This is a genomic window from Streptomyces sp. NPDC060000 (assembly GCF_042737375.1).
GTDB lineage: Bacteria > Actinomycetota > Actinomycetes > Streptomycetales > Streptomycetaceae > Streptomyces.
This window is the reverse complement of sequence record NZ_JBHWUU010000001.1, coordinates 128,469-148,839: the sequence shown is the minus strand read 5'-3', so window position 1 is coordinate 148,839 and position 20,371 is coordinate 128,469. Positions and strand designations below refer to the sequence as shown.

The window sequence follows — 20,371 nt, the reverse complement described above, 5'->3', positions numbered from 1 at the left end:
CCATGTCACAGACCCACCCCACGATCGCCCTGACCGACCCACGCACCGGAACGGAGCGGCTGTCCGTCGCCGTCGGCCGCGAACAGCAGACCGGCGCGGCCGTGGCGGCGGCCCGCGCGGCCCAACCCGCCTGGGCCGGCCTCACCCCCCGCGACCGGGCCAGGCGCCTGCTCCGGTTCGCGGACCTCATCGAGGAACGGTCCGCCGAGTACGCACAGGCCGAACGGGCCGGCACCGGAAAGCCCATGGCTGAAGCACACGGCGAGGTCGAGAGCTGCGCCGATCTGCTGCGGTTCTACGCCGGAGCGCTGCGGACCGGCACCGCGCCGGCCGCCGGCCGGCTCATGCACGGCCGCGAGAGCTGGGTACGGTGGGAACCCCTGGGGGTCGTCGCCGCAATCGTGCCCTGGAACTACCCCCTGATGATGGCGGCGTGGCGCATCGGCCCGGCGATCGCCGCCGGCAACGCCGTCATCCTCAAGCCCGCTCTCACCACCCCGGACACCGCGCTCCTGCTGGCCAGGGACGCCGCCGAGACACTCGGCCGCGACGTGCTGCTGACCGTGCCCGGCGACCGCGACACAGGCCGCCTGCTGGTCACCGGCGGCGTCGACGCCGTGGCGTTCACCGGCAGCGTGGTGGGGGGCCAGGACGTCGCCGCGCGAGCGGGACTGCGCCGGCTCAGCCTGGAACTCGGCGGCAACTGTCCCGCCCTGGTGCTGCCGGACGCCCCCGACGACACCTGTGACGCACTGGTGGGGGCCGCCACCTACAACGCCGGCCAGAGCTGCGCCGCCCCGGCCAGAGTGATCACTGTGCGGCAGAACCACGACCGGGTCGTCGAGGGGCTGGCCAAGGCGATGGCCAACCGGCGCGCCGGAGCCGACTTCGGGCCGCTCAACAACGCCGACCAGGCAGCCCGCTACGACCGCATCCTCGAGAGCAGCTCGGCGGGCGTCGACCATGTCGCGGGCCTCGCCCCGGCGCCGGGGGAGGAAGGCGGTCACTGGCGGCCCGGACGCGTTCTGGCCGATCTCGCGCCCGACGACCCCGCGGTGGTCGAAGAGGTCTTCGGACCCGTGCTCACGGTGCAGATGGCGGACGGCGTAGAGGAGGCCCTGGCGCTCGCCAACTCCGTGCCGCAGGCCCTCGCCGCGAGCGTATGGGGCTCCGACACGGCCACCGTACTGGCCCTGGCCGGTGAGCTGAACGCCGGCGAGGTATGGATCAACTGCCATCTGGACCAGACCGCAGAGCTGCCCCACGGCGGCCGCGGCAGTTCGGGACACGGTACGGACATGAGTGTGCTCGCGCTGACGGAGTACCAGCGCCCCAAGACCGTCACCGTCCGTATCGGGGAGCGCTGAAGAAGTGACCACGATCCCCTCGCCCGAGACTCCGCACACCGGGCTGCACGACGCCGGGGGACCTTCCTGGCGCTGGCAGACGGCAACCGACGCCGCCGAGGTGCACGCGCTGCTGACCTCCTGCGACGCCCATCAAGCGGCGATGTCCGGCACTCCCGCCCCGCAGCGGCGACAGGAGACCACCCGGCGCCTGGTGGAGTCCGGTTCGGTGCACCTGCTGCGCCACTCCACCGGACCGGCCGGCATGTTCACGCTGACTCGGCGTCCGCCCTTCGGTACGAACGAGGCCGTCTTCCCGCTCGCCGAGCGGCCCCTGTACCTGTCGCGGCTGGCCGTCGCGCCCGCGTGGCTGACGGTTCCGGCGCTGGTCGGGCTGCGGTGCGTGCGCCGGGCCGTGGAGGTGGCGACCGAGACGGGCGGCGACGTGCTGCGCGCACAGGTCAACCCCGACCTGCGCGACACCTGCACCCTGCTCGATCTGCTGGCCTTCACCCCTTGCGGTCCCACCTTCGACGACGGGGCGGGCAGACGCCACGCCCACGTGCACAGGCGCCTGGATCCGGCGGCACCCGGCCCGGGAGCCGACTGACCGGCAGCACCGGCGGTACCGGTGCGTGGCGCCGACGCCGGACCGCGCACCACTTCTCGTCCCCCAGCGGGCACCCCGCCCGCAGCGGCTTCCCAGCGGAAGGAGAACACCCATGGCCATGGACCCCCTCATGACCTCCGTCGCCCAGGCGGTGCGACGCCGAGCCGGGTCGGGCGTCGGGCCGCCCGACGACCCGGACACGGAGCTGTCGTCACTGGGGCTGACCTCGCTCGGTGTGGCGGGTCTCCTCGTCGACCTGGAGGCGGCCTTCTCCCTGGAGTTCCCCGCGGACACGGTCACCCCCGAGGTGTTCCGCACCATCCGGACGCTCACCGACGCCGTCCGCACGCTGCTCACCCCGTCCCCGAACTGACATCCGCCCTGGGCGGCGCCGTCCGCCCGGGGCGGCGCCACCAGCGCACTCCCTCGTCACCCCGCCGCTGTGAGAGCGTGTCCGAAAGATCGCGCAAGTCCGTGACGTGACAAACTGGTAGGGGCTCTGACCTGGGCTTTTAATCAGCCGGGACGGACGGACATGAGCAACTACGAGATCCCGGCCGTCGAACCGGTCGAGGACAAGCTCGTGGCCGAGGTCATCTTGGGCGAGCGGTCGTGGACCGTTCCGACGCGCAAGGGCCACCCGAGTGGCCGATAGTGAACGTAGGGGGCTCCTATGAGAATTTCGGAGCCGCAATGGACCGCTACCCTCCCATCGCCGAACACGGCCCGGTGGGCGACCTGCAGACCGCCGCCCTCGTCTCGTCGCGGGGTGTCGTGGACTGGTTCGCCGCTCCCCGGTTCGACTCGCCCAGCATCTTCGCCGCCCTGATCGACCACGACGGCGGAGGGTACATACGGCCGGCCCTCGAACACCCCGACGCGACCTGCAAGCAGCTCTACCACCTCGACACGGCCATTCCGGGGACCCGATCCATGTCGCCGGACGAGGGCATCCGGGAGACCCGCGACGGCCGCCAGGACTTCACCTACGGCCACGTGATGTCCTGGGTCGCCTTCGACCAGGGACCGAGCCCGGCCGGGCACTTCCGCGGGCCCGCCGACGTGGAGAAGTGGCGCGGCGCCAGGGACACCATCCTCGAGCAGGTCATGGAACGCGGCTGGAGCGAGCAGGAGGGCGGCTTCGTCCAGCACTTCGGCGGCGATGTCCTGGACGCTTCCCTGCTGCTCATGGCGAGGGTCGAATCCATCGCCCCGAGGGACCCGGTCCGGCTCTGCACGCTCGACGCGGTGGACCGCGAACTCGTCTTTGACAGCCTCGTCCACCGCTACGACCCAGCGCCATCGCCGGACGGGCTGCGCGGCTCGGAGGGCACTTTCAGTCTGTGCACCTTCCTCCACGTCGACGCACCGGCCCGGACGGTGCGTCTCGCCCGGGCCCGCTACACGTTCGAGAAGACGCAGACCTACGCCAACCATGTCGGGCTCATCGACAAGGAGTTCGGTCCGACCGGCGAGCAACTGGGCAACTTCTCAAGGGCGTTCACCCGTCTGTCGCTCATCCTGGCGGCCACCACGCTCGACAGGGAACTCGACGCCGAGCAAGGACGCTGACTCATGGTCACCCATGCCCGTCCGGCAGGACCGCCGCCGCTGACCGAGGACGAGTTCGGCGTGCTGTACCGGCACCTGCTCTCGCGCGCCGCCTGGGCATCCGGGGACCGGGGCGCTCTGGACACGCTCACTCCTGCCCGGGTGGTGGCCGCCACCCAGGAGGTACGGACCGGCCGGACGGTGACGCTCGCCGCGCCGGTGGAGACGCTGCCCGGCCCGGACAACCCGGAGCCCGCGAGGCACCGGATGTGCGGGCAGCCGGACCAAGACACGGCCGGCGGGCTCCACTTCGCGAGGGACAGCTTCGCGATGAACGTGCACGGTGACGCCGACAGCCACATCGACGCCCTGTGCCACGTGATCTACGACGGCACACTGCACGGCGGCGTGGCCGCGAGCAGCGTCACGGCGGACGGGGCCACGACGCTCTCCATCGAGGCGGCGCGTGACGGGATCGCCGGACGCGGCGTGTTGCTGGACATTCCGCGGCTGCGTGGCGTGCCCTGGCTCGAACCGGGTGATCACGTGACAGTCGACGACCTCGCCGCGGCCGAGACCGCCCAGCACGTCCGCGTGACCGAGGGCGACCTCCTCTTCGTCCGGGTCGGCCACCGCCGGCGCCGCTCCGAACTCGGGCCGTGGCACGCGGCACGTGAGCGCGCCGGGCTCCACCCGTCCGCGCTGGAGTTCCTGTCGGACCGGCGGGTCGCCGTGCTCGGCGGCGACGGCAACAACGACACAGCCCCGAGTTCCACCGAGGGCGTCGACTTCCCCGTGCATGTGCTGGCGGTCCACGCCATGGGCCTTCACCTGCTGGACTACCTGCAGTTCGAGGACCTGGCACCGGTCTGCGAAGCGGAGGGACGCTGGTCCTTCCTGTGTGTGATCGCTCCGCTGAGGCTGCCGGACGCCACCGGCTCACCGGTCAACCCGATCGCCGTCCTGTGACCCCGGCGCCCACAGTCGTGGTGGTCATGGGTGTCTCGGGTTCGGGCAAGTCCACCGTGGGACTGCTGCTCGCGCAGCGCCTCGGAGTGCCCTTCCTGGAGGCGGACGACGTCCACCCGGCCGCGAACCGCGCCAAGATGGCCGCGGGTCACCCACTCGACGACGAGGACCGCCGGCCGTGGCTCCTGTCCGTCGCCGAATGGATCCGCGAGGCGACCGATGCCGGCCAGGGCGGAGTGGTGGCCTGCTCGGCCCTCAAGCACGCCTACCGGGATGTGTTCCGTGGTGCGGACGCAGGCGTGTGGTTCCTGTACCTGGCGCTCGACAGAGCGGCCGCCGACCGGCGGGTCGCAGGCCGTGTGGACCACTTCATGCCCGCCCGGCTGGTGGACTCCCAGTACGCCGCTCTCGAACCGCTGCGGTCGGACGAATCCGGTCTGACCGTCGACGCGGTGGCCGACCCGCAGACCATCGTCGACCAGGCGGCGCGCGCCGTCCGGGCAAGGAGGTGACCGCTTGTGTTCGACTCCACCGGGTCGCCACCACCCGACTCACCCGATAGTTTGGGATTTGGTGCCGAATATCCCGATTGTGCGAGTGTCCGGGGTCGGAACAGCACATCCCCCGGTTCCCGGGCGGGCGCTACGGCCAGGACAGCCGACGACTCCTAGAACGGGACCCTCTCATGGCCGACGATCAGCACTACGATGTCATCATCATCGGTACGGGCGCGGGCGGCGGCACGCTCGCCCACCGGCTGGCCCCCACCGGCAAGCGGGTCCTGATCCTGGAGCGCGGCGGCTACCTGCCACGGGAGCGGGACAACTGGGACTCCACCGCCGTCTTCGTCAAGGGCAAGTACCGTGCCCCCGAGTTCTGGTACGACAAGCACGGCGATGAGTTCCCCCCTGAGGTGAACTACTACGTCGGGGGCAACACCAAGTTCTACGGAGCCGCGCTCTTCCGGCTCCGGCCCGAGGACTTCGGCGAGCTGCGCCACCACGACGGCATCTCTCCGGCCTGGCCGATCCGTTACGAGGACCTGGAGCCGTACTACACCCAGGCCGAGCACCTCTACCTGGTGCACGGCCGGCACGGAGAGGACCCCACCGCAGGACCTACCAGCGCGCAGTACGCCTACCCGCCGGTCGAGCACGAGGCGCGCATCCAGCAACTCAGCGACGATCTGGGGAAGGCCGGCCTGCACCCCTTCCACCTGCCGATCGGTGTGAACCTCACCCAGGACGACAACGGCCGGCCCACCCATGACAGCGTCTGCATCCGCTGCGACCGGGTCGACGGCTTCCCCTGCCTGGTGGGCGCGAAGTCCGACGCCCAGGTGATCTGCGTCGACCCGGCGCTCACGTACGACAACGTCACGATGGTGACCAACGCCAATGTGCGGCGCCTGGACACCGACCCGACCGGACGCACCGTCACCACGGTCGTCTCCGAGCTCGAGAACGGAGTGACCGAGGGATTCAGCGCCGACATCGTGGTGGTCGCCGCCGGCGCGGTCAACTCCGCCGTCCTGCTGCTGCGTTCGGCCGACGACAAGCACCCCGACGGCCTGGCCAACAGCTCGGACGTGGTGGGACGCCACTACATGCGTCACAACAACCTGGCGCTGATGGCGGTCTCGAAGGAACCGAACCCCACCAGATTCCAGAAGACCCTGGCGCTGAACGACTGGTACCTGGGCGCGGACGACTGGGAGTACCCGCTCGGCGGCATCCAGATGCTCGGCAAGTCGGACGCCGACCAGATCCACGGCGAGGCGCCGCGCTGGGCCGGCGCCGTCATGCCCGACATGCCCTTCGAGGTACTGGCGCACCATGCCGTCGACTTCTGGCTGTGCGGAGAGGACCTCCCCCTGCCCGGGAGCCGGGTCACCCTCGACAAGGACGACGCCATCCACCTGGCTCTGGACGAGAAGAACAACATCGCCGGGCTGAAGCGCCTCCAGCACAAGCTGCGGGGGATGCTCGGGCAGCTGGGCATGCACGAGCACCACCTGCTGGATCACAGCATCTACCTGCACAAGGGCATGCCGATCGGCGCCACCGCGCACCAGGCAGGCACCGTGCGCTTCGGCGACGACCCGCGGAGTTCGGCCCTCGACGTCAACTGCAAGGCCCACGACCTCGACAACCTCTACGTCGTGGACACCAGCTTCTTCCCCAGCATCGGCGCGGTGAATCCGTCCCTGACCGCCATCGCCAACGCCTTGCGGGTGGGCGACCACATCGCCGCCCGCCTGAACTGACGGGACGTCGCTACAGGTTGTCCCCCGGTGATCTGACGGCCCCGGTGTCGGCGTCGGTGAGCTCCTCCAGCTCACCCATGGTGTCGAGCCGGTAAAGCAGCACCAGCGCCGGACCGACCAGCACGATCGCGATGCCCGTGACGATCATCAGCCAGCGCAGGGTGTGAGCCGCCCCGGCCGCCTCGGCGACGGTCAGCGAGGTGGGCAGCAGGTAGGGCCGCTGCGCGCAGCCCCAGGCACCGACGCTCAGGGCGACGCTCGCCACCGCGGTGTATCGGGACCAGCCGTGGGACCGGCGCAGCAGAAGCAGCACCGTGGCCAGACCGCAGATCGCGGCCAGGATGATCAGGAGCAGTCCCAGGCCCCCGGTGAGGCCGTCCCATACATACCGGGCGTCGTTGTGGGTCACCGGCAGGCCGATGAGGGCGAGGACGACGACCGCGCCGAAGGCGATCAGCGCCCGCAGGCGGAAGTAGTCGACCAGGTCGTCCGCGCCGAACCGCAGGGCATCGGAGCAGAGGAAGACCGCCCCGAGGAACGCGGCGGCGGCGATGGCCAGCAGTCCCACGAGGACGGAGGTTCCATTGGCCCAGGCGTCCGCGGAGGCGGTCGTGCCGACCTTGACCCGGCCGGAGGCGATGCCGCCGAGTACCGCCCCGAGGAAGAAGGGCGTGACGAGCGAGGAGACGGCGAACGCCGCGCCATAGATCCGTTGTTGGGCCAGACGGCGGGTCGGCTTGCGCAGGGCGAACCCGGCGCCGCGCAGGACCAGTCCGACGGCGGCGAGGGCGAGCGGCAGCCACATCGCGGAGAACACGGCCTGGAACATCGTCGGGAAGCCGGTCCACATGATGACCAGAACGAAGACCAACCAGACGTTGTTGACCTCCCAGACCGGTGCCATGGCGTGGTCGATGAGCCAGCGGGGCCGCTTGCCGCGCTCCGCGCCGCCGGCCAGGAGGTCCCAGAAGCCCGCGCCGTAGTCGGTGCCTCCGGCGCAGGCGTAGGCGGCGATCGCGAGCACCAGCACCCCTGCGATGAATTCGGCCATTACGACGCACCGCCAGGGGTGTGGTCGGCCCCGGCGGCCGTGGGCTCGGGTTCGCTTCTGGGCCCGTACGGGGTGTCGGTCTCCGGCGGCAGCTCGGCGCGCGCGGCGGCCGATCCCTCGTCGGCGATGCGCCAGCGGGTGCGCATCTTAAGGACGACCGCGAGGAACGCGCCGAAAACGGCCGCGTACACGACGATGACGATGCCGAGCATCGCCCACAGCGATCCGGCGCGGGTACCCGTCACCGCCTCCGAGACCCTCATGTGGTTGTAGACGATCCAAGGCTGACGGCCGACCTCCGTGGTGATCCAGCCGCACTCGACGGTGACCAGGCAGGCCACGCCCGCGAGGGCGGCGCAGCGGTAGAACCAGCGGCCGCGGGGGTTGTCCCGGTGCCGCCACCAGGACCAGGCGTACCAGAGCGCCAACAGGATCAGCACACTGCCGACGGTGACCATGATGTCGAAGGCCCAGTGGGCGATGGTGGCCTGGACAACGGTGGGGCGGTCGACGGGCGACACCGACGTCAGCCCTTTCACCTGGGTGCTGGGCTTGAAGCCGGCGAGAATCGAGTCCAGTTGGGGAATCTTCAGCCCGCCGGAGATCGTCCCGTCACTGTTCAGCCGTCCGAACATGTACTCGGGCACGTGGGTGTCCGTCTTCCAGACGATCTCCGTGGCGGCGAACTTGATCGGCTGCTTGTGGAAGACGGCGCGAGCGGCGGAGTCGCCGAGCACGAACTGGACCGGAGTGAGGATCGCGGCGACCGTGAACGGCACGGTGAAGCCGAGCCGGTGGTAGCGGTCGCGGCGCCCGCGCAGCCGGCCGACCGCGTACACGCCGGCGACGACATAGCCGGCGGTCAGGAGCATCGCGACCACGAAGTGCCAGTACTCCGGGCCGAACATCGGTGAGAAGATCGCCTGTTGCACGTCGACGTGGATGGGCTTGCCCTGGGCGTCGAGACCGAACCCCTGCGGCGTGTTCATCCAGGAGTTGGCCGCGATGATGCCGAACGCTCCCATGAGGGCGGCCAGCGGCAGCGGTACGGCGAGCCAGAAGTGGGTCCAGGGCTTGAGCCGGCGCCAGCCGTAGAGATAGATCGCGATCAGGACGGCCTCGAGGAAGAACGCCCATGCCTCGACGCCGAACCCGAGGCCGAAGACGTCGCCCCAGCGGCCCATCATCCCGGGCCACAGCAAGCCGAACTCGAAGGACAGCACGGTGCCGGTGATGATGCCGATGGCGAACTGGACGGCCATCACCGCCGACCAGCGCCGGGCGAGCAGGAGCGCGACGGGATCGTTGCGGCGCAGCCCCCGGTGGTGCATCAGCAGCGTGATGAACGGCAGTGCCACGCCGAACGGGACCAGCAGGATGTGCGAGGCCAGGGTGAAGGCCATCAGCTCACGGGCCGGCAGGAGTTGGTCCGGCGTGTTCGCGAGAAGGACCGCTGTGCTGAACATGTGCGCCTCGGAGGTCTGCTCCGCCCGGGGAGGCGGGGCTGGGGAAGGACAGGTCTTGGAGGGGACGGCCCGGACAGGCCGACCGGAGGGCCGTCGTCAGGAATGCCGCGTGGACGCCTTCGACTCGGGCCTCCCGGTGGCTGGAGCGTCTGTGTCGGGCATGGTGAAGGCGCGTTCGCGGCGCGAGCTGGTGGCGAAGGACACGAACCAGCTCAGCACCGCTCCCAGCCTGCTGCGGAAGCCGGCGAGGAAGGCCAGATGGATGGAGAGCCGGGCCAACCAGCCGGTGAAGCCCGGCAGATGCAGCGGGCCGGGCCTGCGCACGGCCCGGCCGCGGGCGATGTAGGCGGCGTTGCCAAGATCCAGGTACCTGAAGGGCTTGGGCTGTCTCGTCCTGCTTTCGCGGCGTGGCGTACGCTCCGGCCGGCGTATGCGCCCGACTGCATGGCGACCTCGGCCAGGCCGGGCAGCTGGTTCAGGCTCATCACGGGCGGGGCGTGACGTGATCCTGCGTCGGAGATCAGCCTCCGGTGGCGAAGCCGGGGAACAGCGTCATTCCGCCGTCGACGTAGAGGGTGGCGCCGACGACGTAGTCGAGCAGGTCGGACGCCATGGCGACGACGGCGTTGGCGATGTCGTCCGGGTCGCCCACGCGGCGGTACGGGATCAGGCGCAGCAGCTCGGCCTCGGCGTCGGGGGTGGACCAGGCGTCGCGGTTGATCGGCGTGCGGATGGCGCCGGGTGCGACCGCGTTGACCCTGATCCGGTGGGGGGCCAGCTCCTGGGCGAGGGTCTGCATCAGCATGCCCACACCTCCCTTGGAGGAGGCGTAGTTCACGTGCCCTGACCACGGGACGATCTGGTGGACCGAGCTCATGCAGATGATCTTTCCCGCCGAACGGGACACCTCCTCCACCACGCCGCGCCGGATGAACTCCTTGGCGGCCTCCCGCGCGCACAGGAACTGGCCGGTCAGGTTGACGTCGATGACCTTCTGCCACTGAGCGAGCGTCATATCCGTCACGGCTGCGTCCCGCTGGAGGCCCGCGTTGGCCACCATGATGTCGATGGTGCCGAACTCCTCGACCATCCGCGCGACCATGCCGGTCACCTGGTCCTCGTCGGACACGTCGGCCTCGTGGGCGTAGGCGCGGACCCCGCAGCCCTCGATCTCCTTCACGACGTTCTCTGCCTCGTGCGCACCGACGACGTAGTTCACCACGACGTCCGCTCCGGCCCGACCCAGGGCAATGGCGGTGGCCAGGCCGATACCCGAGTTGGCGCCGGTCACCAGCGCCTTCTGGCCCCTGAGAAGCTGCGCGGACGTCGTCCCGCGGTTCTCGGCTTTCGCTGCCACCACGATCTCTCCTTGGGCGTTTCGGACGGCACGCCCTCAGGAATCGGGCGACGCACATGAAGTGGGCCGGGACTCGGCCGGCCCGCCAGGACAGACACCGGAGCCGTCGCATACCCGGCCTCAGACGAAAGCACCCTGCGCCGAGCGCGAGACCGACCGGCACGCTGTGCAGCCGATTTCGGCGGGGCATGTCACACGGCCGGGCTACGAGCCGCCCCGAACCCTTCCCCGGCCGGCGTCCTGCGGACCCGGCTCCTTTGCCCGGTCCGATCCCCGCCGGCCGCGGATCACCCGTGGCCACCGTCGTGCCCGCCGCTCCGGCCTGCACGTTCGTGACATCCGTGGTCGGCACGGCCACCTACGTGCGAGCACGACGCCGAGGGTGCCGCAGTAGAGCCGCACCACCGCCCTCACCCGTACCTTCGGCAGCACGGTCGGCGCACTGCTCGCTGCGGCCCGGCACGGGTATCCGTGGACAAGGCTGGTCGTTCTCCCGTCGGACCCCTGCCTTCCGCGTCATGGCTGCTCTGCGTTCGTGGCTGCCGTACGGTCTCCGGGCTGCGGCCTCGCCTGCGCGGGGAGGCGAAGGGGGCGGGCCGGTGTGTCGGCGGTGCAGGCGTCGGCGTCGAAATGGCGCAGGCGGCGCACGAGCCGTCCGGTGGACCACGGCCAGGCGAAGGTGTTCCGCCCGGTAGGAGTGAAGTAGTAGCTGGTGCAGCCGCCCGTGTTGTAGACGGTGGTCGCGAGCGCCTCCTGGACGGCGGTGTTGTGCGCGGCCTGTGCGGCCGGCCGGACGTTCAGGGCGCGGTGACCGCCTTGGTCGAGGTGGGCCAGAGCGGCGGTGATGTAGGTCAGCTGGGCTTCCAGGACCGTGATCGCGGAGGTGGATCCGCCGAGCAGGTTGGGTCCCAGAAGCAGGAAGAGGTTGGGGAAGCCGCTCACGGTGGTGCCCAGGTACGCCTGCGGTTCGCCGCCCCAGGCTTCGTCGAGTGTCTGTCCGTCCGTGCCGTGCAGGGTCGTGGCCAGCGGTAGCTCACCGACGCGGAAGCCCGTGGCTTCGATGAGCACGTCGGTGTGCACGGCGGTGCCGTCCGCGCCGACGACCTCGTTGCCGCGCACGGCGCTCACGGCGGTGGGATGCAGTCGCACGTGCGGCTGGGACAGGGCCCGGTAGAAGGTGCTCGACGTCAGAAGACGCTTGCAGCCCAGCCGGTAGTCCGGTGTCAGGTGCCGGCGCAACTGCCCGTCACGGACCGCCAGGCGCAGGTGTGCGCGGGCGCCCGCCTCGAGGAGACGAGCGGCCTGCGGGTGGCGGAAGGCATAGCCGAAACCCTCCTGCAGGGTGTACTGGCCGGCGCGCAGGACGCCGCGCGCGCCGGGGACGCGGTCCACCAGCCGGTTGAGTGCTGCGGGTACCGGCAGATCGGGCCTGGGCAGCACCCACTGGGGCGTGCGCTGGAAGAGGTTCACGGCCGCGACCTGTGCCTCGATGGCCGGGACGATCTGGACGGCGGAGGCACCGCCACCCACCACGGTCACCCGCCGCCCGGTCAGGTCGACACTGTGATCCCACCGGGCGGTATGGAACACGGGACCGTCGAAGTCCTCGATCCCGGGAACGTCCAGGCGGCGCGGGACGTGCCACGGGCCGGTGGCCAGGACCAGCACCGCCGCACTGTAGGGCCCGTCGCTGGTCTCCAGCAGCCAGCGGCCGGCCGCCCCGTCCCACCGGGCCCCCAGCACCTGCACACCGCAGCGCAGCACGTCACCGAGCCGGTACCGCTCGGCTGTCGCCCGCAGATAGGCGAGGATCTCCCGCTGCCCGGCGAAGATCCTGCTCCAGGCTGCGTCCGGTGTGAAGGAGTAGCTGTAGAGCGTCGAGGGCACATCGCAGGCGCAGCCCGGGTAGGTGTTCTCCCTCCAGGTGCCGCCGAGTTGCGTCCCCTTCTCCAGAACGAGGATGTCCTCGACCCCTTCCTCGCGAAGCCGTACGGCGGCCCCGATTCCGGAGAACCCGGCTCCCACGATCACGGCTCGCGCGTCCCTGCCGGTCCGTGCCCTCTGCGGCGGGATCACAGCGACGCTCCAGCCGTGCGGCCGGCGCGCAGGTCACGGCCCGCACGCAGCTCTCGCAGAGCCGTTCGGCGGGCGGATCCGGACAACTGCGTCCGGGACATGGCGGCCTGGGCGGCGGCGTGGGACAGCAGGGAAGGCAGGGACGAGACCCGCCTGAGTGGTGTGATCACCTACCGCCAACGATCGTGACGCCGCGGCGTCACCCCACCCGATCAGGCAGGTTCAGCTCCGGTGGCAGTCGGATCCCCACGAAGAGTCGTCGATGCGGCGGCCGTGGTCGTCACGCAGGGTGGCGGTGAAGGAAGGGGCGGGCAGAGTCGGCCGCATGCGCTGCGCGTGCGGAATCCCGCTCTGCCCTGGCCCGCGGTGTAACGGAAGGTCCCGAGCAACGCCCACAGACCCGAGAGGGATCAGCCGAGCCAGGCCAGTGGGTCTTCCTCGTCCTCCCCCGATGCCCGGACCGTCGTAAAGGTGAGAGGGACTCCCAGCTCTGCGAGAGCCGCAAGAACGTCCGGCGAGATGCGGAGTCCCGATCCTGACTCGGCGACGCCTGCCATATCGATCTTCACCGATTTACCCGCTTCCTTCAGCGCGTCGAGCGCCGGCTTGCGGGGGCCGAGGAATCCGATGAGTTCCGTGGCCTGTTCGTCGGCGCTTTTCGAATGTCGCTCGTCGACGGTGAGCGTGGCCCAGCCGGGGCCGGAATAGACGCCCAGGCCCTCGGACGAGGAGAATTCTTCACTGTCGGCGAGCTGCAACTCGAAAAGCAGGGAAGCAGAATCCACTTCCCGACCTGATACAACCAGGGACGTGCTCAGGTTTCCCCACGTCTTCAACTTCGCTCCAGGTTCCATGACTGTTCTTTCAGCGTTCGTTCATATTGGCCGCGACCTGGAGGGGGAATCCCAGGCGGGCGATTCGTCCGAGTTCCTCCGGCTGGAGGGCGAGAGTGCAGTCGTTCCCGGCGAATCCGTACACTTCGACGGTCACCTCATACCCCCGTCCGGTCAGTTGCACGAGCTCGGGCCGCTTGCTTTCCATGGTGGAAAGGATGTTGTTCATCTGCTCGTGAAAGTCCCGGCTGACGTGCTCGTCGCAGCTGATACTCCACAGTCCGTCGACGTCGCCCGGCCGAGCCCATTTGCTGGGGCCCGGGTTGCGCACGCCAGTGGGCTCGATACCGAGAAGGGACGTTATCTCCTCGGGCTTGAGATTCCCTCCACTGATCATGAGTGTCACGTCTGTCAATACCCAGTCGCGCTTCTTCGCTACATCCATGTATGGCTCCTCGCAGGTCGAGACATCCTACTTAATCTCGCGGCACGCCGCCCAGTGAACATTCCCCATGCCTGGCTCCAGTAGATCTTGCAGCGTGGCTCGTTGGCCGACGGTCGTCGAATTCTCGAACACACTGAAACCTCCGCCGCCCATGGGGGCGGGAGGCCCCAGCGTGTAGTTCGGAAGGACGTCGCCCGGTCCGAATGTCTCCACGTAACCTCCCGGGTAGACACCCCGCTCAACGGTAAGGCCGTTGAGTCCCGGAAGTGGGTCTCCGTGTTGCACATAAAAAGATATGTTGGTTCCCTCGGGGACCACGACGTCGCCGGCGTTGCGGGTGAGGTAGCCATGACCGGCGAAGACTTTCTCTCCGTCCGGGCGGCCACCGGCGAGAACCCGGTCCGCGTAGTAGCGGCCGTCGGTGTCCGGCCAGTCCTTCTTGACAACCTCCGGCTTGGAGTCCCGCAGCGCCTGCATGACGTCGGCACGCTCGGGCATGGGGTCCCCGGAACCTCTGGCGGCCTGACGCTCGAGGCCCTCCCGCACTCCGCGTTGCGCCGCCGACTCCAGGCCCTCCTTCGCCGCCAGGCGCAGTCCGCCGCGGGCGAGGCCGGCGCCTTTGGTTCCGACGAGCTCGGGGATGAGGCGGCCGACGAACTCGGAGGGGTCCTTCTCGAAGCCGTCGACGGCTGCCTGGACGACCCGTTCGGGATGCGAGGCGGTGGAGACCAGACCGGCCAGCGTCATGTTGACGTTCTGCACATAGGCGGCCGGGTGGGTGAGGTTGTACGGGTCGGTGGGGTTGAGGCCGCGGACGAAGTTGAGCAGTCCGGCCGTGCCCTTGAGAGCGCCGCCGACGACATGCGTGAGTTCGGTGTTGACGGCCTGGTAGCCGTCCGTGAAGTCGTTGCCGAGGCGCTCCAGCGGCGGCGGTTCGGCGGGTGCGTGCGCGAGGGCCGCCTTCACCTTGCCCTGCGCCTCGGAAGCGGCCGTGTTGCGCTGCTTGCGGGCCTCGGCGAGTTTCTCGGCGGCCGCCCTGACGTCGGCCTTGCCGGGGTCCTTGAACGGCTCAGGCCTGGGGCCCGGGTCCTCGTTCGCCTTGATCTTGGCGTTGTAGGCGTCGACCTTCCTGTTGTACGCGTCGGCCGCGTCCTGGGACGCCTTCACCCCCTTCTTGTAGAGCTCCACCGCCTCCTTGGCCTGGCCCTGCGCCCACTTGACGGTGCCCGCGTACGACTCCAGCGCTCCCGCCGCCGCGTCGCACGCCTCGGACGCCTGTGCCCACTTGGCGGGATGGACGCCGAACTTCTCCCGGAACGCGTCGCCGCCCTCGCCCAGCCAGCCGGAGGAGTCGACCTTCTTCAGCCCCGCATTCACCTTGCCGAAGGCGCCGTGGAAGTCCTTCAGGTGCTTGGCGCTCTCGCGGATCCTGTCCGGATTGCCGTGGACGAGTTCGTCGGCCTCCTCGGTCTGACCGAGCTGCTGCTCACCGGGGGTGGCGCCCAGGTCCGAGGCGACCTCGTCGCCCCAGTCCTGCACATTGTCGGCCCAGTCGTGCGCACCGACCTTGTCCAGGCCTTCGCCCACTTTGTCCGTGGCCCAGTCGACGCCCTCGCCGAGTTTCTCCTTGCCCGCGTCGTAGAGGTCCTCCGCGCCGCCCAGGAGCGAGTTGGTGAGGTCTCCGAGCCCCATCAGCCCTCAGCGCCCTGCTGCTCGGCCGCCTTGGCCCGCTCCTCGGGAGAGGGACCGAAGGTGTCGTCCAGGAAATTGCCGTACTCCTGGTCCGACACGCCGAGCGTGCCGTGCAGGTTCTCGGGGTTGAGGCCCAGCGGGCCGACCGTGTGCGACGTCATCACGTCCCGGCCCGCGTCCTTCCAGGCCTGCCCGCTGTTGGCCAGCGCCCGGTCGAAGGACTCCTCGCTGTAGTCCACGTTGCCGCCGTAGACACCGGACTTCGCGATGTCGCTCCAGCCCGTCTTCTCCACCTCCTCCTCGGAGGCGTACGGATTGCCGATGGCCGAGTTGGCGACGACCTTGAAACTGCCCTCGACGTAATGATCGGTCTCGTAGTACGTGCCCGCCGACAGACCCGTCTTCTCGGCGAACCCGTTGCCCTCGTTGATCAGCGACCGCACGCCCCACTCCCAGCGCTCACAGAACGACGTGAACGCACCCGTGAGCCCCTCGTGGCCGAGTTCCAGCCCGGACAGGGCGATGTCGCCGAAGCCGCGCCCGGCCCCGGCCTGCCCCACCATGCCCAGCTCCTTCAACTCGCCCAGCGCCTCGGTCAATCCCTTGACGATCAGGGCGAGCCCTTCCGTCTTCAGGTCCTTGCCCCCACCGCCGGTCATGCCGGGCCCCCCGTCTCGAAGTCCACCGCCGCACCGTCGGGCACGACACCGCGCACCGGTGGAAACACCATCCCGTCCGGCCCGTCCGCGCAGTCCAGCGCCACCCCACAGGGCACCCCGGCGGCCGGTACCGCCACATCCAGCAGCCGCGCGCCGAGGACCGTCTGATACGTCCAGTCCCGGGCGAACTCGCCCCGCGCCCGGGCATAACGGGCAAGCGCCTGCCCGTCGGAGAACGCCAGGATGAACCGCACCCCGTTCCGGTCGGCGGTCAGCATCCCCCGCTCACGGTCCGGCGCGTCCGCCTCACCCAGCGGCACCAGCACCGCCGTATGCCGGAATTCCTCCAGCAACTCCGCGAACCGCCGCCTGCGCGCCGCCGCTTCGGGATTCCCGGCAGCCGGCTCCGGAGCCTGCTCGGCCGGTGCCGGAACGTCCATATCCACGTAGTCGGACAAGCGGGACCTTGGTTTGTGCGCGTTCGCCGTACTGTCTTCCCCGTTGCTGGACACGATCGCAATCATCACATCGGCGCGTCTGCGGAGACAACGAGGGCTTACGAAGCTTTGACCACTCGCCTGCCCTCACCCGGCGACGGGCCAGGGGGTCGATGGCGTCAGGCGCCGGCATGAGCGGGAAGTACGAGGAGACGGCGCGGGGCGGCGGTGACGCCGAGGAGGGCCCGAAGTCAGTCGTCGACGCGATCGATTCCGTCGTTCGGTCCGCTCGCGGCGATCTCCGCTCTGACCGTGGCGACCGCTGAGGCCACCTGCTCCTGCACGGCCGCCCCGGGCGGTTCGCCCGGTACGGCGGCGACCAGGTCGCGGGCGAGGTGGTGCAGCCTGGTGTTGGTGTTCTGCGAGGCCAGGACCAGCACCCGCCAGGCCTCCTGGACACTCAGACCGAAGGACGCCATGAGGACGCCGAGGGCCAGGTCGATGACCGGTCGGGTCTGCATGGCGCGCCGCAACTGGACGAGCTCGATGCGCTGGTCGTCCGCGGCGATGCCACCGGGGGCTCCGACCGAGGCGCCATCACGGTTCGCCTCGCCATCGCCATCGCCCTCGCCGCCGCCGTTGCCGTCGGGGCGGGGGACGTCGAACAGCGTCCGGGTGCCGGTGAGGGTCAGCAGCCGTGCGACCGCGGGGCCGACCGTGCGCAGGGCGACCGTCTTTCCCTGCTTCAGCCCCTGTTCGCGCACGTCGAGCAGCACGTTCAGGGCGGAGCAGTCGCAGAACCCGACACCGCCGAGTTCAAGATCGACACCGCGCACCGCGGCGCCGAGAGCCGTGCGCAGGGCTTGGCCCAGCTGCTCGGCCGCGTCGAGGTCGAGTTCACCGCACACCGCCACGACGACCCGGTCGCCGTCAGGACGGACACCGATCTCGGGTACAGGGGCGGCGCCGGTGTGGCGCGCACCGCCCGCCTCCGCGCCGCCGCGGGCGTCCCCGTCTCCGGTGTGCGCATCGTAAGCAGGTTCCGGCATGTCCTCCTCCCTCGGCCACTTCACATGTCCCGTCCAGATTCACCCGCCACCCGTTATGCGTCAAGCGATACATGAAACGAAGTTCCGGCTTTTGTATACGTGAATGTCCCGCCGTACTATCGCCGCATGGAAGGAGTGCCCGAGTCACACAACGGATGGACGTTCCTCACCAACCACGCCCGCGTGCTGGCCGCCATCGCCGACAATCACAGTGCCCGCATCCGGGACATCGCCGCGCACTGCCGGCTCACCGAGCGGGCGGTGCAGAAGATCATCGCCGACCTCGAGACGGACGGTTACCTGTCCCATACGAAGGAAGGGCGTGGCAACATCTACCGGGTCCAGGCCGACAAGGTGCTGCGCCATCCCGCCGAGGCGGGTCTGAGCGTGGCGGCCCTGCTGTCCATGCTGGCCCAGGACGAGGCGGGCCGCGTCGGACGCCTGGAAACGGAGGGACGCGACCGCCGTTCGTGACCGGCGCGCGACGGTCCGTGAAGCGGACGGCCGGGCCGATCCCGGCGAGAGACGAAGGTCACGAAAACGTATCGGACATTTACCACTTCAATCTTCACGCCAGCCACACAAGTTGGTTAAGTTGACGCCCAGGCCGTACGACTGCCCTTCAGGGCAGGGGGCTTGAGGGCACCTGCAAGCAGGGTCGCCCGGATTCCTCCGCCGACCGACAGGCGGAGCACGGAAGGAGTACGTCTTCCATGGCGACGGATCGCAGCCCGCGCTCCCCAGGCAACATCGACGAACCGAGCCGGGCGGAGATCCAGCAGCGGGTCAACTCGCTCTACGACCGGGCCGAGAGCGACACGGGCACCTACAACATGACCCGGGCCAGGTCTAGCGGGACGCGCAGGGCGGTCACGTCCGTCGCCAACAGCGGCCGGGGGTCGGCCGATCCATCGCTCGAGGCGGTGGCCAGGCAGTGGTTCGACGTGGCGCGCGACCGCGTGGGGCCGACCGTGCCCGCGGTGCTGCCGAACGATCGTCAGCCGGCCCGTCCGGCTCGGCCCGCGCGCCAGGCGAGCGCACCGGAGCGGTCGGCCGAGAGTACCGTCGCAAGGGAGCTGGAAGCGGCCACCCGGCGGGTCCCGGAACTGACGGCCCGTGCCGTCCCCGCGCTTCCCGCCGCACCCGAGCCGCGCCCGGAGGAGCTCAGGGCCCTGTTGCCCGCCGTCCCCTCACCTGCCGCCGCCCCCTCCCCCGCCCGGGCCGAGCCCTCCGCCTCCGCTCCCGCGGACCGGCAGGCCTCGCTCAAGAACAGCAAGGAGCAGATCGGGCGGAAGCTCAGCACCGCCCGGGAGGTGCTGGCCCGCGCCCTCGCTCAGCCCATGCAGTCCCTTCCCATGCAGTCCCCACCCATGCAGTCCCTGCCCGCGCCGGTCGCGCCCATGCAGTCCCTGCCCGCGCCGGTCGCGCCCATGCCCTCCCTGCCCGCGCCGGTCGCGCCCATGCCCTCCCTGGCCATGCCCTCCCTGCCCACGTCCTCGCTGCCCGTGACCGGGGCGCAGCCCGCCGAGTCACAGCCGGTCCAGCAGCCCTGGGACACAGCGGAACAGCAGGCGTTCCGTGCGGAGATCACGGCCGCGTGGGCGGGACGGCCGCCCACCGCCGCTCCGGGCACGGCCTCACCGACCGGCTCGGAGGGCCTCCTCACGGCAGGTGAACCCGGCTTCGGCGCACCGGCATCGGGCTTCACGGCAGCCGAAGTCGCCTTCACGGCGGCCGCTCCCGGTTATCCGGCCCCGGACCTCGGTGTCACCACACCGCCGTACGGCTATCCGATCTCCGAACTCGGCCTGACGGCACCGGAGTCGGGCCTTACGGCGCCCGGCCTCATCGCTCCCGGCGCAGGCCCGGTCGCGGCCGTGGCCGCACCCGGATACCCGGCGTCCGAACTCGGCTTCATCACACCGCCGTCGGGCTATGCGACTTCCGAACTCCCCCTTGCCGCGCCGGAGTCGGCCTATGCCACACCCGGCTTCGCGCCTTCCATGCCCTCCGCGCCCATGCCGAGCCACCAGGCGCCCATGGGGGACCTTCTCACCGGGGGCACCGGCTATCCGTCCGCTCCCGCCGTCACGGTCCTCACGGCCCCCGCCGCCCCGCTCCCCGAGGTCGTGGCCCCGGCTGCCGCCCCCGCCGATGTCACGGTCAGCGCCACCGGGACGGCCTACCTGGGGAAGGCGGACAAGGCTCTGGCCTTCGCCCGGGCACAGATCGGCCGACCGTGCGTATGGGGAGCGACGGGGCCGGAGTCCTACGACTGCTCCAGTCTCACGCAGGCCGCGTGGCGGACCGCCGGCGTGACGCTGCCGCGCTCCGCCATCGACCAGGCCAAGGCCTTCACCCGGATCAGTCTGGCCGAACTGCGCCCCGGAGACCTCGTCTTCTTCTTCGACGACCTCAGCCACACCGGCCTGTGCACGGGCAACGGCATGATGATCCACGCCCCGGGTCCGGGCGCGTACATCCGCGAGGAGGCGATCCTCCCGTTCGGGGAGGGCGCCCTGCGCGGCGCAGTTCGACCCGCCTGAGGTGCGGCGAGCGGTGTG

General features: G+C 70.2%; 20 protein-coding genes. 9 read left to right on the top strand and 11 right to left on the bottom strand.

Annotated features, from left to right (window positions below):
• Positions 1-2: 2 nt before the first annotated feature.
• The 7 genes from ACFWBB_RS00645 to ACFWBB_RS00615 all read left to right on the top strand — a co-directional run bounded on the left by ACFWBB_RS00645 (position 3) and on the right by ACFWBB_RS00615 (position 6,742).
• A complete protein-coding gene (locus ACFWBB_RS00645; protein ID WP_385264927.1) occupies positions 3-1,367 on the top strand; it encodes an aldehyde dehydrogenase family protein in 1,365 nt (454 codons plus the stop codon).
• Positions 1,368-1,371: 4 nt separating this feature from the next.
• The gene (locus ACFWBB_RS00640) at positions 1,372-1,956 is read left to right on the top strand and encodes a hypothetical protein (protein ID WP_385264925.1); all 585 of its coding nucleotides are present in this window, start codon (positions 1,372-1,374) and stop codon (positions 1,954-1,956) included.
• A gap of 112 nt (positions 1,957-2,068) precedes the next feature.
• The gene (locus tag ACFWBB_RS00635; protein ID WP_385264922.1) at positions 2,069-2,329 is read left to right on the top strand and encodes a phosphopantetheine-binding protein; all 261 of its coding nucleotides are present in this window, start codon (positions 2,069-2,071) and stop codon (positions 2,327-2,329) included.
• Between the two features lie 320 nt (positions 2,330-2,649).
• Positions 2,650-3,528 carry a glycoside hydrolase family 15 protein gene (locus ACFWBB_RS00630; RefSeq protein WP_385264920.1) on the top strand — a complete coding sequence of 293 codons (879 nt, stop codon included), beginning with the start codon at positions 2,650-2,652 and terminating at the stop codon, positions 3,526-3,528.
• Between the two features lie 3 nt (positions 3,529-3,531).
• Positions 3,532-4,476: a cyclase family protein gene (locus ACFWBB_RS00625; protein ID WP_385264918.1), complete on the top strand. Its 945-nt coding sequence runs from the start codon at positions 3,532-3,534 to the stop codon at positions 4,474-4,476.
• Positions 4,477-4,502: 26 nt separating this feature from the next.
• Positions 4,503-4,988 carry a gluconokinase gene (locus ACFWBB_RS00620; RefSeq protein WP_385264916.1) on the top strand — a complete coding sequence of 162 codons (486 nt, stop codon included), beginning with the start codon at positions 4,503-4,505 and terminating at the stop codon, positions 4,986-4,988.
• Between the two features lie 173 nt (positions 4,989-5,161).
• Positions 5,162-6,742, top strand: coding sequence for a GMC oxidoreductase (locus ACFWBB_RS00615; RefSeq protein WP_385264914.1), 1,581 nt, complete (start codon positions 5,162-5,164; stop codon positions 6,740-6,742).
• 10 nt (positions 6,743-6,752) lie between these two features.
• Here ACFWBB_RS00615 and ACFWBB_RS00610 read toward each other — a convergent pair whose 3' ends face one another.
• The 11 genes from ACFWBB_RS00610 to ACFWBB_RS00560 form a co-directional block, all read right to left on the bottom strand.
• Entirely contained in the window at positions 6,753-7,793 is a 1,041-nt protein-coding gene (locus tag ACFWBB_RS00610) for a cytochrome d ubiquinol oxidase subunit II (RefSeq protein WP_385264911.1), read from the bottom strand.
• Positions 7,793-9,259, bottom strand: coding sequence for a cytochrome ubiquinol oxidase subunit I (locus ACFWBB_RS00605; protein WP_385264908.1), 1,467 nt, complete (start codon positions 9,257-9,259; stop codon positions 7,793-7,795). Before ACFWBB_RS00605 ends, ACFWBB_RS00610 begins: the two co-directional genes overlap by 1 nt.
• A 96-nt stretch (positions 9,260-9,355) precedes the next feature.
• On the bottom strand, positions 9,356-9,583 hold the full coding sequence (locus ACFWBB_RS00600) for a hypothetical protein (protein ID WP_385264906.1): 228 nt from the start codon (positions 9,581-9,583) through the stop codon (positions 9,356-9,358).
• A 196-nt stretch (positions 9,584-9,779) separates the two neighbouring features.
• Positions 9,780-10,619, bottom strand: coding sequence for an SDR family oxidoreductase (locus tag ACFWBB_RS00595; protein WP_385264903.1), 840 nt, complete (start codon positions 10,617-10,619; stop codon positions 9,780-9,782).
• A 513-nt stretch (positions 10,620-11,132) separates the two neighbouring features.
• Positions 11,133-12,647: a flavin-containing monooxygenase gene (locus ACFWBB_RS00590; RefSeq protein ID WP_385264901.1), complete on the bottom strand. Its 1,515-nt coding sequence runs from the start codon at positions 12,645-12,647 to the stop codon at positions 11,133-11,135.
• A gap of 455 nt (positions 12,648-13,102) precedes the next feature.
• Positions 13,103-13,477: a hypothetical protein gene (locus ACFWBB_RS00585; RefSeq protein WP_385264898.1), complete on the bottom strand. Its 375-nt coding sequence runs from the start codon at positions 13,475-13,477 to the stop codon at positions 13,103-13,105.
• Between the two features lie 79 nt (positions 13,478-13,556).
• The gene (locus ACFWBB_RS00580; protein ID WP_385264896.1) at positions 13,557-13,970 is read right to left on the bottom strand and encodes a DUF4279 domain-containing protein; all 414 of its coding nucleotides are present in this window, start codon (positions 13,968-13,970) and stop codon (positions 13,557-13,559) included.
• Between the two features lie 27 nt (positions 13,971-13,997).
• The gene (locus ACFWBB_RS00575; RefSeq protein WP_385264894.1) at positions 13,998-15,662 is read right to left on the bottom strand and encodes a putative T7SS-secreted protein; all 1,665 of its coding nucleotides are present in this window, start codon (positions 15,660-15,662) and stop codon (positions 13,998-14,000) included.
• A complete protein-coding gene (locus ACFWBB_RS00570; RefSeq protein WP_385264891.1) occupies positions 15,662-16,321 on the bottom strand; it encodes a hypothetical protein in 660 nt (219 codons plus the stop codon). The genes ACFWBB_RS00575 and ACFWBB_RS00570 overlap by 1 nt, the downstream gene beginning before the upstream one ends.
• Positions 16,318-16,761 carry a hypothetical protein gene (locus tag ACFWBB_RS00565; protein WP_385264889.1) on the bottom strand — a complete coding sequence of 148 codons (444 nt, stop codon included), beginning with the start codon at positions 16,759-16,761 and terminating at the stop codon, positions 16,318-16,320. Before ACFWBB_RS00565 ends, ACFWBB_RS00570 begins: the two co-directional genes overlap by 4 nt.
• 248 nt (positions 16,762-17,009) lie before the next feature.
• Positions 17,010-17,807, bottom strand: coding sequence for an ANTAR domain-containing protein (locus ACFWBB_RS00560; RefSeq protein WP_385264887.1), 798 nt, complete (start codon positions 17,805-17,807; stop codon positions 17,010-17,012).
• A gap of 126 nt (positions 17,808-17,933) precedes the next feature.
• Between ACFWBB_RS00560 and ACFWBB_RS00555 the strand changes: the two genes are divergently transcribed.
• Positions 17,934-18,281, top strand: a complete 348-nt coding sequence (locus ACFWBB_RS00555) for a helix-turn-helix transcriptional regulator (RefSeq protein ID WP_385264884.1) — start codon at positions 17,934-17,936, stop codon at positions 18,279-18,281.
• Between the two features lie 239 nt (positions 18,282-18,520).
• Complete coding sequence (locus ACFWBB_RS00550; RefSeq protein WP_385264882.1) at positions 18,521-20,353, top strand: NlpC/P60 family protein; 1,833 nt, start codon at positions 18,521-18,523, stop codon at positions 20,351-20,353.
• Positions 20,354-20,371: the final 18 nt, after the last annotated feature.

Bases quoted from the DNA above. Each gene is read 5' to 3' on its own strand.
- ACFWBB_RS00570 (WP_385264891.1), bottom strand. From the start codon at position 16,321: ATGACCGGCGGTGGGGGCAAGGACCTGAAGACGGAAGGGCTCGCCCTG.
- ACFWBB_RS00550 (WP_385264882.1), top strand. From the start codon at position 18,521: ATGGCGACGGATCGCAGCCCGCGCTCCCCAGGCAACATCGACGAACCG.
- ACFWBB_RS00625 (WP_385264918.1), top strand. From the start codon at position 3,532: ATGGTCACCCATGCCCGTCCGGCAGGACCGCCGCCGCTGACCGAGGAC.
- ACFWBB_RS00620 (WP_385264916.1), top strand. From the start codon at position 4,503: ATGGGTGTCTCGGGTTCGGGCAAGTCCACCGTGGGACTGCTGCTCGCG.
- ACFWBB_RS00605 (WP_385264908.1), bottom strand. From the start codon at position 9,259: ATGTTCAGCACAGCGGTCCTTCTCGCGAACACGCCGGACCAACTCCTG.
- ACFWBB_RS00555 (WP_385264884.1), top strand. From the start codon at position 17,934: ATGGAAGGAGTGCCCGAGTCACACAACGGATGGACGTTCCTCACCAAC.
- ACFWBB_RS00645 (WP_385264927.1), top strand. From the start codon at position 3: ATGTCACAGACCCACCCCACGATCGCCCTGACCGACCCACGCACCGGA.
- ACFWBB_RS00580 (WP_385264896.1), bottom strand. From the start codon at position 13,970: ATGGATGTAGCGAAGAAGCGCGACTGGGTATTGACAGACGTGACACTC.
- ACFWBB_RS00630 (WP_385264920.1), top strand. From the start codon at position 2,650: ATGGACCGCTACCCTCCCATCGCCGAACACGGCCCGGTGGGCGACCTG.
- ACFWBB_RS00615 (WP_385264914.1), top strand. From the start codon at position 5,162: ATGGCCGACGATCAGCACTACGATGTCATCATCATCGGTACGGGCGCG.
- ACFWBB_RS00575 (WP_385264894.1), bottom strand. From the start codon at position 15,662: ATGGGGCTCGGAGACCTCACCAACTCGCTCCTGGGCGGCGCGGAGGAC.
- ACFWBB_RS00610 (WP_385264911.1), bottom strand. From the start codon at position 7,793: ATGGCCGAATTCATCGCAGGGGTGCTGGTGCTCGCGATCGCCGCCTAC.
- ACFWBB_RS00565 (WP_385264889.1), bottom strand. From the start codon at position 16,761: ATGGACGTTCCGGCACCGGCCGAGCAGGCTCCGGAGCCGGCTGCCGGG.
- ACFWBB_RS00635 (WP_385264922.1), top strand. From the start codon at position 2,069: ATGGCCATGGACCCCCTCATGACCTCCGTCGCCCAGGCGGTGCGACGC.
- ACFWBB_RS00560 (WP_385264887.1), bottom strand. From the start codon at position 17,807: ATGCCGGAACCTGCTTACGATGCGCACACCGGAGACGGGGACGCCCGC.